Consider the following 15,885-nt stretch of genomic DNA (forward strand, 5'->3'; position numbering starts at 1 on the left):
CATGGGTGGCACGATGAGTGAAAAATCACGCAGACACTGACACAATTTAAATGCAATAATCAGCCACGTTTCTAGTCAATAACAATACCAGTACCTGGTTTGCGCAAGGCGAAGGATTATTTTTATGAAGCTTAAGAACACTCTCCTGGCGTCCGCTCTTCTTTCTGCGACTGCTTTTTCTGTAAATGCAGCGACAGAATTGACGCCGGAGCAAGCAGCGGCCCTGAAACCCTATGACCGCATTGTGGTTACCGGTCGTTTTAATGCTATCGGTGATGCGGTAGACGCCGTATCCCGTCGTGCAGATAAAGACGGTGCAGCCTCCTTTTATGTTGTTGATACCTCAGATTTTGGCAGTGGCGGTAACTGGCGCGTCGTCGCCGATATCTATAAAGCCGACGCTGAAAAAGCAGAAGTCACCAAAAATCGCGTCATCAACGGCGTTATGGAATTACCGAAAGACCAGGCTGTTCTGATTGAACCTTTCGATACCGTTACGGTTCAGGGTTTCTACCGCAGCCAGCCTGAAGTAAATGATGCCATCACCAAAGTGGCGAAAGAAAAAGGGGCTTACTCTTTTTATATCGTACGCCAGGTTGATGCCAACCAGGGGGGTAACCAACGTATTACCGCATTCATCTACAAAGAAGATGCGAAAAAACGTGTTGTTCAAAGCCCTGATGCGATCCCTGCCGATTCTGATGCCGGACGTGCCGCGTTAGCAGCCGGCGGCGAAGCCGCGAAGAAAGTTGAAATCCCAGGCGTGGCAACAACCGCGTCTCCGAGTGCCGAAGTGGGTCGTTTCTTCGAAACTCAGTCAACTAAAGGCGGACGTTACACTGTCACCCTGCCTGACGGTACTAAAGTTGAAGAGTTGAACAAAGCTACCGCCGCGATGATGGTGCCGTTCGACAGCATCAAGTTCACCGGTAACTATGGCAACATGACCGAAGTATCTTACCAGGTTGCGAAACGTGCAGCGAAAAAAGGTGCCAAGTACTACCACATTACCCGCCAGTGGTCGGAACGTGGTAACAACATGACCATCAGCGCCGACCTGTATAAGTAACAGACAGTTGTAACAATAAAAGGCGGCTTTATGCCGCCTTTAGCATTTTTAGTCACAAATCTGCCTATCCCCATTGCATGCGTTGTCTTCTCTCCGTAAAATCCCGCGCCTTGAGTCGCTTTCACCATTTTTATGCGATTTGCCAAAATAATTATTCTCTCACTCTCGTTTTTGTAACTGGATACAAATGGAAAAGAAATTGGGTCTGAGCGCACTGACAGCGCTGGTTCTAAGCTCCATGCTTGGTGCCGGTGTTTTCAGCCTGCCACAAAATATGGCTGCGGTAGCCAGCCCGGCAGCGTTATTGATTGGTTGGGCGATTACGGGTGCGGGGATCCTGCTGCTCGCGTTTGCCATGCTTATCCTGACGCGTATCCGCCCGGAACTGGACGGCGGTATCTTTACCTACGCGCGTGAAGGCTTCGGAGAGCTGATCGGTTTCTGTTCCGCGTGGGGATATTGGCTGTGCGCCGTTATCGCTAACGTTTCCTATCTGGTTATCGTCTTTTCCGCACTTAGCTTCTTTACCGATACACCTGCGTTGCGTCTGTTTGGCGACGGGAATACCTGGCAGTCTATTGTTGGCGCATCGGTACTGCTGTGGATCGTGCATTTTCTGGTGTTACGTGGTGTACAGACAGCCGCCAGCATTAATCTGGTGGCGACGCTGGCGAAGCTACTGCCGCTTGGCCTGTTTATCGTTCTGGCATTTATGTTATTTAAGCTCGACACCTTTAGCCTGGACTTTACCGGTGTGAAACTGGGTATTCCTGTCTGGGAACAAGTTAAAAACACCATGCTTATCACCCTGTGGGTGTTTATCGGTGTGGAAGGCGCTGTCGTGGTGTCCGCGCGGGCGCGGAACAAACGCGATGTCGGGCGCGCGACGTTGCTGGCAGTACTTGCCGCGCTTGGCGTCTACCTGCTGGTGACCTTGCTTTCTCTTGGCGTGGTCGCTCGCCCGGAACTGGCTGAAATCCGCAACCCATCAATGGCTGGCCTGATGGTTAAAATGATGGGGCCATGGGGCGAAATCATTATCGCCGCGGGTTTAATTGTCTCTGTCTGTGGCGCCTATTTGAGCTGGACGATTATGGCGGCGGAAGTCCCGTTTCTGGCATCCACGCACAAAGCATTCCCGCGTATTTTTGCCCGTCAGAATGCGCAAGGTGCGCCTTCTGCATCACTGTGGCTGACTAACATCTGCGTACAGGTCTGTCTGGTGCTGATCTGGCTCACAGGTTCTGACTACAATACGTTGCTGACTATTGCCTCAGAGATGATTCTGGTGCCCTATTTCCTCGTCGGCGCATTTTTGCTGAAAATAGCGACCCGCCCAATTCATCAGGCTGTTGGTGTCGGTGCATGCATTTATGGCTTATGGTTACTGTACGCGTCAGGTCCGATGCACCTGTTGTTGTCCGTGGTACTGTATGCTCCGGGGTTGCTGGTTTTCCTTTATGCCCGCAAAACTCACGCGCATGACAACGTATTAAAACGCCAGGAAATGGCTTTGATCGGCCTGCTTCTTGTAGCAGCTGTTCCAGCGACCTGGATGCTGATGGGTTAAATAGTTGACCCATCGTTTGCGACTCTTGGAGAACTCGATGGGTAAAAAGCCCGCTTTGCCAATACTTATCACCGGAGGGGGCCGTCGCATCGGTCTCGCCATCGCGTGGCATTTTCTGAATCAAAAGCAGCCAGTGATCGTCAGCTACCGGACACACTACCCGGCGATTGATGGCCTGCAAGAGGCGGGTGCACTGTGTATTCAGGCTGACTTCGCGACCGACGAAGGTGTACTCGCTTTTGCCAATGAAGTGAAAGCCCGTACCGAAGGTTTACGCGCTATTGTGCATAATGCCAGCGCCTGGCTTGCCGAAAAACCGGGGCTACCGCTTTCTGAGGTGCTGTCCAGTATGATGCAGATCCACGTGAATACCCCTTACCTGCTTAATCACGCGCTGGAAGGCCTGCTGCGCGGACATGGGCATGCGGCCAGCGATATTATCCATTTTACTGATTACGTCGTAGAGCGTGGCAGCGACAAGCATATTGCGTATGCTGCCAGTAAAGCTGCTCTGGATAACATGACCCGTTCATTCGCCCGCAAACTGGCTCCGGAAGTGAAAGTTAACGCAATCGCCCCCTCGCTAATCCTGTTTAACGAGGGTGACGATGCAGAATATCGTCAGCAGGCGCTGAATAAATCATTGATGAAAACAGCGCCCGGTGAAAAAGAAGTCATTGATTTAATAGACTACCTGTTTACCAGTTGCTTTGTCACCGGCCGCAGCTTTGCCGTTGACGGTGGTCGCCACCTGCGCTAGTGCAGTTTTATCCAACAAAAGATCAGCAACCACGCGCTCAAGCTCCAGCAGACTACCGAGCCAATGAGCGCGACGGGTAAACGCATAAAACCAGTGAAGTACCACAGTGAAATGAGGTAGACAAAATAGGGAATAATCGACCACATGCTGAAGACGATAGTTGTACGTAATGCCTCTATTCCACGCTCACTGGCCACAATATAGTGAGCTATCAGCGCAAAGGTCGGGAACAGTGGAATTAACCCCGCAATATAATAATTCTTTGTTTTAGCCAGTAAACCAATCAGCACCACTACCAGCGCGCCCAGCGCCGCTTTTACTACGAGCCCCATCGTTTTGCCTTAACACATCAATAACATCAGCCTCTAGCATAACGGAAGCGTTCTCGTTTAGAAAAGATTAATGGAAGGAAAAACGATGGCGGTGTATGTTGGCGTTTTATATTCAAAATGAATGATATGAACACCATCGTATTTGTTGAAGATGATCCCGAAGTCGGTTCGCTGATTGCGGCCTATCTGGCCCGGCATGATATTGAGGTTATCGTTGAACCTCGTGGTGATTTGGCCGAAGAGAAAATTCTGCAAGTGCAACCCGATCTGGTGTTGTTAGATATTATGCTTCCAGGTAAGGACGGTATGACTATTTGCCGTGATTTGCGTGGGCGCTGGCAAGGTCCAATTGTCCTGCTGACTTCGCTGGACAGTGACATGAACCATATTCTGGCCCTCGAAATGGGTGCCTGCGATTATATCCTGAAAACCACACCACCGGCGGTGCTGCTCGCTCGCCTGCGCCTGCATTTACGCCAAAACGAACATTCAGCCCAGGCTAAAGGGATTCAGGCTGCCACCATCACCCCGCACACCACGCTGCGTTTTGGCACCCTGACCATTGATCCAACAAATCGGTCTGTGCTGCTCGGCGGTGAACAAGTCGCCCTCTCTACGGCGGATTTTGAGTTACTTTGGGAACTGGCAACCCATGCCGGGCAGATTATGGACCGCGATGCGTTGCTAAAGAATCTGCGCGGCGTAAGTTATGACGGCATGGATCGCAGCGTGGATGTCGCGATCTCCCGGTTACGTAAAAAACTGCTCGATAACGCGACGGAACCCTACCGAATCAAAACGGTACGCAACAAAGGTTATTTGTTCGCGCCGCACGCCTGGGACGACGAGACTCAGAAGTAATCCGCCGGGCCGGTCACGTTGATCGGCCAAACTCACCCTTTCACGTTACACTGTCACATGCAATCGGCTACATAACAGGCATACAAACGCCATCCAGTTCCATTACACATTTTTTGTATGGCCGCTCACCTCCTCGCTCCCTATAATCCGTTCCGGTCCTGAACCCTTAGGGTTCATAGGTTTATTTCGCAATGACAACTCTCTTTCCGGCATTTCAGGTGCTGAATGAGGCAAGAGGCTACACTATGTTCGTTACGTTCGCGTATATCGCGTTTTTTTTGGTTTGTTCATGGGCTATTTTCAGAATCAACCAAAAAAATCACTCCCTTTCAAAAAGTGTCTTCATCGCTATTTTTTTAGGTGCCATTATCGGCTTATCCCTGCATCTCATTGCAACTGACGACAGTAAAACGGTTATCGACTGGTATAACGTTATTGGCAACGGCTATGTGAATTTACTGAAGCTGGTTGCGGTTCCGCTGATATTCATCTCTATTCTCTCGGCCATTAATAAGCTTGAAAACAATGCAGGCATTGGGAAAATGTCATTAACCATCGTCGGATGTATGCTCTGTCTGGTGATGATTGCCGGATTTGTTGGGCTACTGACAGCGCATGTATTAGGTCTGGACGCCAGCGCGTTTGTTCATATGCAGTCCACGCTGACGGCTGATGATGTGAGTAAAACGGCTGCCATTTCGCTGCCAAAACTAATTACATCGCTGATACCTACCAACATTTTTCTCGACCTGACTGGCGCCAGAAGCGTTTCCGTTATTGGCATAGTTATCTTCACGCTACTGGCTGGCGTGGCATTATTAAAGGTCAAACAAGACGCCCCGCAAGAAGGTGAAAAATTAAGTGCTGGCATTAACGCCATTCAGATTTGGGTGATGAAGATGGTACGCATCGTTATTGCCCTCACCCCTTATGGCGTGATGGCATTAATGGCTGGCGTATTTTCAGCATATCGCCTGGAGCAATTTGCCAGTCTGTTAGGCTTTATCGCCGCCTGTTATCTTGCAATTCTGGTGATGTTTATTGTTCATGCGCTAATACTGGTGCTGAGTGGCAATAATCCTGTTCACTATTTTAAAACCGTCTGGCCGGTATTAACCTTTGCATTTGTTTCACGCAGCAGTGCGGCATCTATTCCGCTGGCTATTTCCGCTCAGGAAAAGTTTGGCGTGCAAAATACAATTGCCAATATCGCGGCCTCATTTGGCTCAAGCATGGGTCAAAACGGCTGCGCAGGGATCTACCCTGCCATTATGGTAGCGATGATTGCGCCAACAATTGGGATTGATCCGCTATCGGTTCATTTTCTACTCGCCATGCTGCCTGCAATTGCGCTGGGCTCTATCGGCGTTGCTGGCGTAGGCGGCGGCGGAACATTCGCTGCGCTGATCGTCCTTTCAACGCTTAATTTCCCGGTTGCACTGGTGGGGATTTTCATCGCCATCGAGCCTGTTGTCGATATGGCCAGAACGGCATTAAACGTGAATGGTTCTATGATGTCAGGCGTGCTGGCAAACAGGTTCCTGAACAAGCGAGCTGAAGAACCGCAACGCGTCAACGCGAGTTAGTCAGTCTTTCTGTATGATTAAAGCCTTCTGTGAACAGGAAGGCTTTTTTGCATTAACTAAACGTCAGTCCGTCGTATTTTTTCCAACGGTAATTTACTGCAGAAATAATCCAGCAGCCGATAAAGAGGCCAATAATGGCAAACCCGACATTCCCCATATGGTCACTCAAATCACTGACGGCATCCCACAACCCTCCCTGCAGTGAAAACGCCTGCGAAAGAAGCCCCAGCGCCTCCACTCCGCCAATAAATAGCGCAACGATCACGGAAGTCCCGGTAATGGTCATATTGTAATAGAGCTTACGCTGCGGCTTATTGAACGCCCATCCGTAGGCCTCAACCATCAGAATACTGTCGAGGCAGTCAATCAGCGCCATACCGCAAGTAAACAGCGCCGGGAATACTAAAATGGACCAGACAGACATCCCGTTGGAGGCGCTTGAAGCCGATATGCCCAATAACGAGATTTCAGTCGCGGTGTCAAAGCCCAGGCCAAATAAGAAACCAACAAAATACATGTGCCAGTCTTTCCCAACCAACCTGAAGGCTGAGCGGAATAGCCAATTCAGCGGACCTGAAACCGTGGCATCTTCCGTGGAGAGATCATAAATACCGGAACGTTTCAGATGGCGGAACGCCTTCCAGACCTGACAGAAAATGATGAGGTTGATGGTAGCCAGAATAAGCAGAAATGCGGCAGAAACGGTGGTTCCGATAATTCCACCAATATTCTGAAACCATACCATATGCTGCTTAAACACGCTGGTGGTCAGAGCAATACCAATGCTTGCCAGCACGACGATGGTGGAGTGCCCGAGGGAAAACCAGGCTCCCGTCGTCAGGGCTCGTTTGTTCTGCTGCATGAGCTTTCGCGTCGCGTTATCGATAGCGGCGATATGGTCGGCATCGACTGCATGACGCAAACCATAACACCACGCGATCAGGCTCAGCGCCAGTAACGAAGTGTTGTTGCTAAACGCGGTGAAAGCCCATAGCCACGCGACGATGTTTGCCCCAATGAGTATAACCATCAACAAAAGAATGTTCGGGCGTTTTTTTAATAATGAAAGCAATGGGCTCATCGTTCACGGCCCGTTAAATTTGAACTCACCAACACACCGCCGTTCACTGATTGATTATTAAAACGTTTACCAGACTAATGATAACCCTTAAGAATTACCAGCCCAGTGTCGTAGATCAAAGTTGATGACTACCTGAGGCGAGTTCCGCAATCGCTAACTCTGCGACACGCAGGGGGACCGTCGCACTGTCCCCCTCTTGCATAAACCTGGCGGACGATAGTCCACACCAGGCAATAATCCACATCAACAAACGTTGCCGTTCTATCCCGGCAGTTTCGCGCACGATATTCACGCGTTGCGTGAATATTTCAGGCTCAATGGCGACAGGCCTGGCGGGATCGGCAAAATCCGGATTGGTAAAGATATTGGCGTAATCAAACCCGCGCTCACCCACCAGTCCTTTGGGATCGATAGCCAGCCATTGACTACAGATTTATCCAATGCGGCCTCTTATTTGATTGAGCCTTGAGGCGATAAAACATATTGTTACTCCACTTTATAGGGAAATACATGAACAACGTTGCCTGCCAGTAGATACAATCCAAGGCTCTCGGTTCTTTGCTTAACTTCTTCAAGAGGACGTTGCAGATCGGGCTCACGTCCTCCCCATACCAGCAGCCCATTGTTGGCATAATGTTCCATGAACTCCAGGGTTTTGCCATTATCAAGCGCGATAACCACCCTGCTCACTTTTAGCAGTTGCAGAGAACCGTCATCATCTGCAATAAACATCCCTGTTATACAGAAATCAGATTCTTTGATCGGGAGCGGTGAAACAATCATGCCATTGGCCGCTACCGGTTTGAAATCCAGTTGCGAGGTCTTCACTTCTTCTGACGTTTGATACGGAATTCTGCCGCCCCAAATATGGATCCCGTCAGGGATTCCCTCCGGTAACGGTTGTGGGCTACCAGCCAGTTCAAGCGATTTGCCATCAGCAAACTCAACAACAATACTGCGACCGTTTTGTAAGGCTAAATCGCCATTCTGGTCGATAATATAGATCTTCATATCATCCTGTCTCCGCTGTTTTTAATGCTCGTGATTGATGCTCAGGAAGATGAAAATGCAAAGAGCCAATAAACAGCTGCCATCGCTGAAACACTCAGTAAGATACTGATTATGAAATAGGTTTTAAATGGCTGTTTTTGTGTTTTATGGCGAAAGAGTTGTTGGCCCGCAATCGCACCAGGCCACCCGCCCACCACGCCAAACACCAGCAAAGTGGATTCTGGCACTCTGTGCCAGGCCTTACGCGCCGCCATTTTATCTGCGCCGTAAATCACCAGCGTCAAAACATTAGCAAGCAGGCACCACATGACAAAGGAATGTGAGGTGAACATACTGCCTGACGCAGCCAAAATCAGTAGCAAGTAACAGAAACGATTGAGGTTCATTTTATTCGTTGTGGAATAGATCAGAATGCATCAAAGCCGCATTATACGTCATACATGCAAAGCGCCGAGCGGAGCATGGCAATGCAGAAATAGTGGATACAGTGTAATCTGCTCCACTGAGTGTGTTTGATGGCATTCGGAAAGTTATCCGCATCCGCACATTTTCCATGAGATTTGCTAACCCTTTGAGCGTCTGGTGATTTTGATGAAAAAGCTGTTTGTGCAGTTTTATCTCTTGTTGTTTGTCTGTTTTCTGGTGATGACCCTGCTGGTTGGCCTGGTGTACAAATTCACCGCAGAACGTGCAGGCAGACAGTCGCTCGACGACTTGATGAAAAGCTCGTTGTACCTGATGCGCAGCGAATTACGCGAAATCCCACCGCGTGACTGGGGGAAAACCCTGAAAGAGATGGATTTAAATCTGTCTTTTGATCTTCGCGTAGAACCGTTGAATAAATACCATCTGGATGCTCCCACCATGCAGCGCTTGCGGGAAGGCGATATCGTTGCGCTCGACGATCAGTACACCTTTATTCAACGGATTCCGCGAAGCCACTATGTACTAGCCGTCGGCCCGGTACCTTATCTCTATTTCCTGCACCAGATGCGCTTGCTGGACGTCGCGCTGATGGCCTTCATTGCTATTTCATTGGCCTTCCCTGTGCTGATCTGGATGCGCCCACACTGGCAAGAGATGCTCAGACTGGAGGCCGCTGCGCAGCGTTTTGGTGAAGGGCATCTTAATGAGCGGTTGCACTTTGACAGCGGATCAAGCTTTGAGCGTCTGGGCGTGGCGTTTAACCAAATGGCAGACAATATCAATGCCCTGATTGCCAGTAAAAAACAGCTGATAGACGGCATTGCCCATGAGCTTCGTACCCCACTGGTACGTTTACGTTATCGGCTGGAAATGAGCGATAACCTCACCGAGCAGGAATCGCAGGCGCTAAACCGCGATATTGGTCAACTGGAAGCGTTAATTGAAGAATTGCTCACCTATGCTCGTCTGGATCGGCCGCAAAATGAGCTAAAACTCAGTGTTCCGGACCTGCCCATGTGGCTAACAACCCATCTGGAAGATGTACAAAGCGTCAATCCCGATCGTTCGGTACGCCTGCGCCATCTTCAGATCGGAGACTACGGCGCGCTGGATATGCGTTTGATGGAGCGTGTGCTGGATAATTTATTAAACAACGCGCTGCGTTACTGCCAGTCTACTGTGCAAGCCAGCCTGCAACTCAATGGGAGTCAGGCAACGCTGATCGTCGAAGATGATGGCCCCGGCATCGCGCCAGCTGCGCGCGAGCAAATTTTTGAACCGTTTGTACGTCTGGATCCCAGCCGTGACCGGGCGACAGGTGGCTGCGGACTTGGCCTCGCCATCGTCCACTCCATCGCTCTGGCTATGGGCGGTACTGTGATCTGTGATGAAAGTGAACTGGGTGGTGCCCGCTTCTCCTTCAGTTGGCCTGTCTGGCATAACATACCTGAATTTTCAGCTGCCTGACCTACACCGCTCGGTGGTCAGGCTGAGTGTCTTGTGCTATAAAAAAGTATGTTGTAACTAAAATGGTAAACCTATGGCTCGCTATGATCTTGTCGAACGCTTAAACGGAACCTTTCGCCAGATGGAACAAGAACTGGCACACCTCACCGGGCAATTGCAACAGCAGACGCTGCTGGTTGCTCGCGTGTTCTCTTTGCCGGAGGTGGTGAAAGAGGCAGAACACGCGCCACTGGAAACCATCGACGTTAAACAGCGCCTGGGTAAAGAGGCGGAAACCCTGGCACTACGCCACTTTCGCCACCTGTTTATTCAACAGCAGTCCGAGAATCGCAGTAGCAAAGCGGCTGTCCGCCTGCCGGGGGTACTCTGCTATCAGGTGAATACCGGCACACAAGCCGTGCTGGAAGAGCAAATACAACGTATTAATCAGCTTAAAACCACCTTTGAGCGTATTGTCACCGTAGATTCTGGTCTGCCATCGGCGGCGCGTTTTGAATGGGTGCACCGCCACCTGCCGGGGCTGATTACGTTGAACGCCTATCGAACGCTAACGGTCGTCAGAGATCCGGCTACCCTGCGATTTGGCTGGGCCAACAAGCATATTATTAAGAACCTGACACGTGATGAGGTACTGCAACAACTGGAAAAGAGCCTGACATCACCGCGCAGCGTGCATCCGTGGACTCGCGAAGAGTGGCAGGCCAGGCTTGAGCGCGAATATCAGGACATTGCTGCCCTGCCACAGCAGGCAAAATTGAAGATCAAACGCCCGGTCAAAGTACAACCCATCGCTCGTGTCTGGTACAAAGGGCAGCAAAAACAGGTGCAATATGCCTGCCCGACGCCATTAATTGCGCTAATAAATAACGAAAACGGCATGACGGTGCCGGATATCGGAGGATTACTGAACTACGATGCTGATAATGTTCAGCACCGTTTTAAACCTCAGGCGCAACCGTTAAGACTGATTATCCCACGGCTGCACCTGTATGTAGCGGATTAACGACCTGGTCGCATGCTACCGACCATCAGTTCCGGGCGGACCCAACTGTCGAATTCGGCCTCGGTTAAATATCCCAGCGCCAGGGCTGACGCTTTTAAAGTCAGTCCTTCTTTATGCGCCTTTTTAGCAATCTCAGCCGCTTTATCGTAACCGATATGGGTGTTTAGCGCGGTTACCAGCATCAGTGACTCGTTGAGCAACTGATCAATGCGTTCACGATTTGGCTCGATCCCTGTCGCACAGTGTTCGTTGAAGCTTTCCATACCATCAGCCAACAGGCGAACCGATTGCAGGAAGTTGTGGATAACCATCGGGCGATAGACGTTCAGTTCAAAATTCCCTGAAGCCCCGCCAATATTAACGGCAACATCGTTACCCATGACCTGACAGCACAACATAGTCAGGGCTTCACATTGTGTCGGGTTAACCTTACCCGGCATGATGGAACTGCCCGGTTCATTTTCAGGAATAGAAATTTCACCAATGCCGCAGCGCGGACCGGATGCCAGCCAGCGTACATCATTGGCGATTTTCATCAGCGATGCGGCCAGGCCTTTGAGCGCACCGTGGGCATGTACCAGTGCATCACAGGTGGCTAGCGCTTCGAATTTATTCGGCGCGGTAACAAAAGGTGCAGAAGTCAACACAGCCAGTTCATCCGCAACCCGCCCGGCATATTCCGGGTGGGTGTTCAGCCCGGTCCCTACCGCCGTACCGCCCAACGCCAGTTCAGCAACGTGCGGCAGACTATGTTCAATATGCTTCAGGTTATGTTCCAGCATTGCCACCCAGCCTGAGATTTCCTGTCCCAGCGTCAGGGGCGTCGCATCCTGTAAATGGGTTCTGCCGATTTTGACAATGTCGGCGAAGGCATGCGATTTTTCACGTAACGTGGTGGTCAACACATTCAGCTGAGGGATCAGATGCTCACGCAAAGCCAACAGCGCGGCGACATGCATTGCCGTGGGAAAAACATCATTTGAACTTTGGCTTTTATTGACGTCATCGTTCGGATGTATTTTTCGCTCCATCCCCCGCACACCACCCAACAATTCGCTGGCCCGGTTTGCCAGCACCTCATTCATATTCATATTGCTTTGCGTGCCGGAGCCAGTCTGCCAGATAGCCAGCGGAAACTCATCACGATGTTTGTCTGCCAGCACCTCGTCTGCAGCCTGCATGATGGCGGAGGCTTTCTCCGCAGCCAGCAACCCCAAATCCTGGTTAACCTTCGCAGCGGCCCGCTTAGTCAGCGCCAGCGCGTGGATCAGCGAGACCGGCATTTTCTCTGTTGAAATGCGAAAATGCTCCAGCGATCGTTGAGTTTGCGCGCCCCAGAGTTTATCGGCCGGAACATCGATCGCACCCATTGAATCATTCTCGCGGCGTACCGTTACCATTACCTGCTCCTTATATTAACGATTGATTAGGTTATGTTTCGACATTGCCCACTTGCATTGGTCTTATGAGTATTAACGAGGAAAAAACTGTCGTTTGGTGGTTCGTGCGGTAAAAAAAACCGCCCCGTAGGGCGGCTGACGTTACTTAACGCAGCGTGCGCACTGCGACGTCTGAATTTGCTGGAAGAAATCGTTCCCTTTGTCATCCACCAGGATAAACGCCGGGAAATCTTCCACTTCAATTTTCCAGATGGCTTCCATCCCCAGTTCGGGATATTCCACGCACTCCAGACTCTTGATACTGCCCTGAGCCAGCACAGCCGCTGGCCCGCCAATGCTGCCTAAGTAGAAACCGCCATGCTTATGGCAAGCGTCAGTAACCTGCTGGCTGCGGTTTCCTTTTGCCAGCATGATCATACTCCCGCCCGCGGCCTGAAGCTGATCAACATAGGAATCCATGCGACCGGCAGTGGTTGGACCAAGCGAGCCAGATGCATAACCTTCCGGCGTTTTTGCCGGTCCGGCGTAATAGATTGGGTGATCTTTAACATACTGCGGCAAACTTTCACCGTTATCCAGACGTTCTTTCAGTTTCGCATGCGCTATGTCACGTCCAACGATGATCGTACCATTCAGCGACAAGCGGGTAGAAACCGGATATTGCGACAACTGTGCCAGGATATCCTTCATCGGACGGTTCAGGTCGACGCGCACGGCTTCGCCTTCACCTGCCTGACGCAGTTCTTCCGGGATATATTTGCCAGGATTGTGTTCGAGCTTCTCAATCCAGATCCCTTCACGGTTGATCCTGGCTTTAATATTACGATCCGCTGAACAAGAAACGCCCATGCCAACCGGGCACGACGCGCCGTGACGCGGCAAGCGGATCACACGGATATCGTGCGCGAAATATTTCCCGCCAAACTGGGCACCTAAACCAAGGTTCTGCGCTTCAATCAGCAACTCTTTTTCCAGTTCAACATCACGGAATGCCTGACCGTGCTCGTTACCTTCGGTCGGCAGCTCATCGTAGTATTTCGCCGAAGCCAGTTTCACCGTTTTCAGCGTGGCTTCTGCGGACGTTCCGCCAATCACAAACGCGATGTGGTACGGCGGGCAAGCTGCGGTTCCCAGCGTACGCATCTTCTCCACCAGGTAATTTTTTAATTTGCCAGGCGTGAGCAGCGCTTTGGTTTCCTGGTACAGATAGGTTTTGTTCGCCGAACCGCCGCCTTTGGCAATACACAGGAATTTGTATTCATCGCCGTCGACGGTATACAAGTCAATCTGTGCTGGCAGATTGGTACCGGTGTTCACCTCTTTGTACATATCCAGCGCGGCGTTTTGTGAATAGCGCAGGTTATCTTCGATGTAGGTGTTATAAACCCCACGCGCCAGCGCCGCTTCGTCACCGCCGCCGGTCCAGACACGCTGTCCTTTTTTACCCACGATAATCGCCGTGCCAGTGTCCTGACATGTTGGCAGGATGCCCTTTGCCGCGATATCAGAGTTACGCAGGAATTGCAGGGCGACATATTTATCGTTTTCGCTGGCATCCGGATCACGCAGAATGTCTGCAACCTGCTGCTGATGTGCAGGTCGCAACATAAACGATGCGTCATGAAACGCCTGGCGAGCCAGCAAAGTTAAGGCCTCAGGCGCAACTTTGACAATCTCCTGCCCTTCAAATTCGGCAACGGAAACATGGTCGTTGGTCAGCAGATAGTATTCGGTATCATCCTTTTTGAGGGGAAAAGGATGCTGATAATGAAAGGGTTTGTTTGACATTGTGCTCTCACTTACTGCTCGGTCTGGTTATTCTCTGGGCAGATGTTCCATTGCCCTGCTTCCCTGCCGCAGATCGGGTTGTAGAAGGTATGGCTTTCTGCAACCAGAATTACTCAGGGTATTAAAAGCGAGTCACCATATCCTACACAATTTTTTAACAAAAACTGAGACTAGTACGACTTTTTGCACGTGCAGGTTACTTCGTCCGGGGTTTCTTGGTTTAATAGCCAGAGATTTTTCAACATTGAAACAGGGCATTGATAATGCAAAAACTGATCAACTCAGTGCAACACTACGCCTGGGGAAGTAAAACTGCGTTAACGGAACTTTATGGCATTGCCAACCCAACCCAGCAGCCAATGGCCGAACTGTGGATGGGGGCTCATCCGAAAAGCAGCTCGCAGGTTCAAGGGGCCGATGGCCAACCCGTTGCTCTGCGCGATGTTATCGAGCACGATAAATCCGCACTGTTAGGCGATGCCGTAGCAAAACGCTTTGGCGAACTGCCCTTCCTGTTTAAAGTGCTCTGCGCCGCGCAACCCCTTTCGATTCAGGTCCATCCGAACAAACACAACTCTGAGATAGGATTCGCCAAAGAAAACGCAGCCGGGATCCCAATGGATGCCGCTGAGCGTAACTACAAAGATCCGAACCACAAGCCAGAGCTGGTTTTTGCCCTGACGCCATTCCTGGCGATGAATGCGTTTCGCGAGTTCTCTGACATCGTTGCGTTGTTACAACCGGTTGCGGGCGCGCATCCTGCCATTGCTCACTTTTTGCAGGAACCCGGTGCCGAGCGCCTGAGCTACCTTTTCGCCAGCCTGTTAAATATGCAGGATCAGGAAAAATCGCATGCACTGGCAATACTGAAATCAGCCCTTAACAGCCAGCAAGGCGAACCGTGGCAGACTATTCGCCTTATCGCTGATGTCTACCCGAACGACAGCGGTCTTTTCTCCCCACTGCTGCTGAATGTGGTGAAGCTAAATCCTGGCGAAGCGATGTTCCTGTTCGCCGAAACGCCGCACGCCTATCTGCAAGGTGTGGCACTTGAGGTCATGGCAAACTCAGATAACGTGCTGCGTGCAGGGCTGACACCGAAATATATCGATATTCCGGAGCTGGTGGCCAACGTTAAATTTGTCGCAAAACCGGCGAACCAACTGTTGACCACGCCGGTCAAAACCGGTGGTGAACTCGACTTCCCGATCCCGGTTGATGATTTCGCCTTCTCCCTGCATGAACTGTCTGCCGGGGAAGCCGTAATTAGCCAGCACAGCGCGGCAATTTTGTTCTGCATAGAAGGTGAAGCGCTACTGAGCAAAGGCGATCAACGTCTGGTACTAAAACCGGGAGAATCCGCATTTATTAGTGCGAATGAATCGCCAATAAGTGTCAGCGGCGTCGGCCGTTTAGCGCGTGTTTACAACAAGCTCTAGCAAGATACTGATATTTTTAACAACTCTTGCTAAGCTAGTAGAGAGTTAAAAACATGTCACTCCTCCAGGCGTCTTCAAACGCCTGGTTTTAT

General features: G+C 50.8%; 14 protein-coding genes and 1 pseudogene. 8 read left to right on the top strand and 7 right to left on the bottom strand.

From position 1 onward, the window contains the following. The first annotated feature begins 124 nt into the window (after window positions 1-124). The 3 genes from ydgH (at window position 125) to folM (ending at window position 3,399) form a co-directional block, all read left to right on the top strand. The gene (ydgH, locus tag OGX91_RS03360; RefSeq protein ID WP_005121175.1) at window positions 125-1,069 is read left to right on the top strand and encodes a DUF1471 family protein YdgH; all 945 of its coding nucleotides are present in this window, start codon (window positions 125-127) and stop codon (window positions 1,067-1,069) included. 187 nt (window positions 1,070-1,256) lie between these two features. Beyond that, window positions 1,257-2,639 carry an amino acid permease gene (locus tag OGX91_RS03365; RefSeq protein WP_005121176.1) on the top strand — a complete coding sequence of 461 codons (1,383 nt, stop codon included), beginning with the start codon at window positions 1,257-1,259 and terminating at the stop codon, window positions 2,637-2,639. Between the two features lie 37 nt (window positions 2,640-2,676). Then, entirely contained in the window at window positions 2,677-3,399 is a 723-nt protein-coding gene (gene folM / locus OGX91_RS03370) for a dihydromonapterin reductase (protein WP_005121177.1), read from the top strand. On the opposite strand, the gene OGX91_RS03375 is transcribed toward folM, so the two are convergent. Next, complete coding sequence (locus OGX91_RS03375; protein WP_005121178.1) at window positions 3,396-3,731, bottom strand: GlpM family protein; 336 nt, start codon at window positions 3,729-3,731, stop codon at window positions 3,396-3,398. The two genes, folM and OGX91_RS03375, sit on opposite strands and share 4 nt — an antisense overlap. Before the next feature lie 126 nt (window positions 3,732-3,857). On the opposite strand from OGX91_RS03375, the gene rstA reads away from it, so the two are divergent. Both rstA and OGX91_RS03385 read left to right on the top strand, forming a co-directional pair. After that, window positions 3,858-4,592: a two-component system response regulator RstA gene (gene rstA / locus OGX91_RS03380; RefSeq protein WP_182290500.1), complete on the top strand. Its 735-nt coding sequence runs from the start codon at window positions 3,858-3,860 to the stop codon at window positions 4,590-4,592. 245 nt (window positions 4,593-4,837) lie between these two features. Next, complete coding sequence (locus tag OGX91_RS03385) at window positions 4,838-6,178, top strand: L-cystine transporter (RefSeq protein ID WP_040233863.1); 1,341 nt, start codon at window positions 4,838-4,840, stop codon at window positions 6,176-6,178. Window positions 6,179-6,230: 52 nt separating this feature from the next. Here the strand turns inward: OGX91_RS03385 and OGX91_RS03390 are convergent, their stop codons facing one another. The 4 genes and pseudogenes from OGX91_RS03390 to OGX91_RS03405 form a co-directional block, all read right to left on the bottom strand. Next, window positions 6,231-7,259 (bottom strand): HoxN/HupN/NixA family nickel/cobalt transporter, encoded by a 1,029-nt coding sequence (locus OGX91_RS03390; protein WP_149691587.1) that lies wholly within the window; start codon window positions 7,257-7,259, stop codon window positions 6,231-6,233. Window positions 7,260-7,374: 115 nt separating this feature from the next. Next, window positions 7,375-7,680, bottom strand: a pseudogene (locus OGX91_RS03395) (aminoglycoside phosphotransferase family protein); the annotation flags it as partial. 65 nt (window positions 7,681-7,745) lie between these two features. Beyond that, window positions 7,746-8,270 carry a hypothetical protein gene (locus tag OGX91_RS03400; protein WP_005121183.1) on the bottom strand — a complete coding sequence of 175 codons (525 nt, stop codon included), beginning with the start codon at window positions 8,268-8,270 and terminating at the stop codon, window positions 7,746-7,748. Between the two features lie 41 nt (window positions 8,271-8,311). Beyond that, entirely contained in the window at window positions 8,312-8,656 is a 345-nt protein-coding gene (locus OGX91_RS03405; RefSeq protein WP_188232213.1) for a DUF1294 domain-containing protein, read from the bottom strand. Between the two features lie 205 nt (window positions 8,657-8,861). Between OGX91_RS03405 and rstB the strand changes: the two genes are divergently transcribed. Continuing rightward, window positions 8,862-10,163 carry a two-component system sensor histidine kinase RstB gene (rstB, locus tag OGX91_RS03410; RefSeq protein WP_149691584.1) on the top strand — a complete coding sequence of 434 codons (1,302 nt, stop codon included), beginning with the start codon at window positions 8,862-8,864 and terminating at the stop codon, window positions 10,161-10,163. Between the two features lie 73 nt (window positions 10,164-10,236). Then, window positions 10,237-11,166, top strand: a complete 930-nt coding sequence (gene tus, locus OGX91_RS03415; protein ID WP_286625454.1) for a DNA replication terminus site-binding protein — start codon at window positions 10,237-10,239, stop codon at window positions 11,164-11,166. Here tus and fumC read toward each other — a convergent pair. After that, window positions 11,163-12,566, bottom strand: coding sequence for a class II fumarate hydratase (gene fumC, locus OGX91_RS03420; protein ID WP_155021026.1), 1,404 nt, complete (start codon window positions 12,564-12,566; stop codon window positions 11,163-11,165). The genes tus and fumC overlap by 4 nt on opposite strands. Window positions 12,567-12,707: 141 nt before the next feature. Further along, window positions 12,708-14,354 (bottom strand): class I fumarate hydratase, encoded by a 1,647-nt coding sequence (fumB, locus tag OGX91_RS03425; protein ID WP_005121189.1) that lies wholly within the window; start codon window positions 14,352-14,354, stop codon window positions 12,708-12,710. Window positions 14,355-14,617: 263 nt separating this feature from the next. Between fumB and manA the strand changes: the two genes are divergently transcribed. Next, on the top strand, window positions 14,618-15,793 hold the full coding sequence (gene manA / locus OGX91_RS03430) for a mannose-6-phosphate isomerase (protein ID WP_005121190.1): 1,176 nt from the start codon (window positions 14,618-14,620) through the stop codon (window positions 15,791-15,793). Window positions 15,794-15,885: the final 92 nt, after the last annotated feature.

The organism is Citrobacter sp. Cpa228 (assembly GCF_030333085.1).
GTDB classification, from domain to species: Bacteria; Pseudomonadota; Gammaproteobacteria; order Enterobacterales; family Enterobacteriaceae; genus Citrobacter; species Citrobacter pasteurii.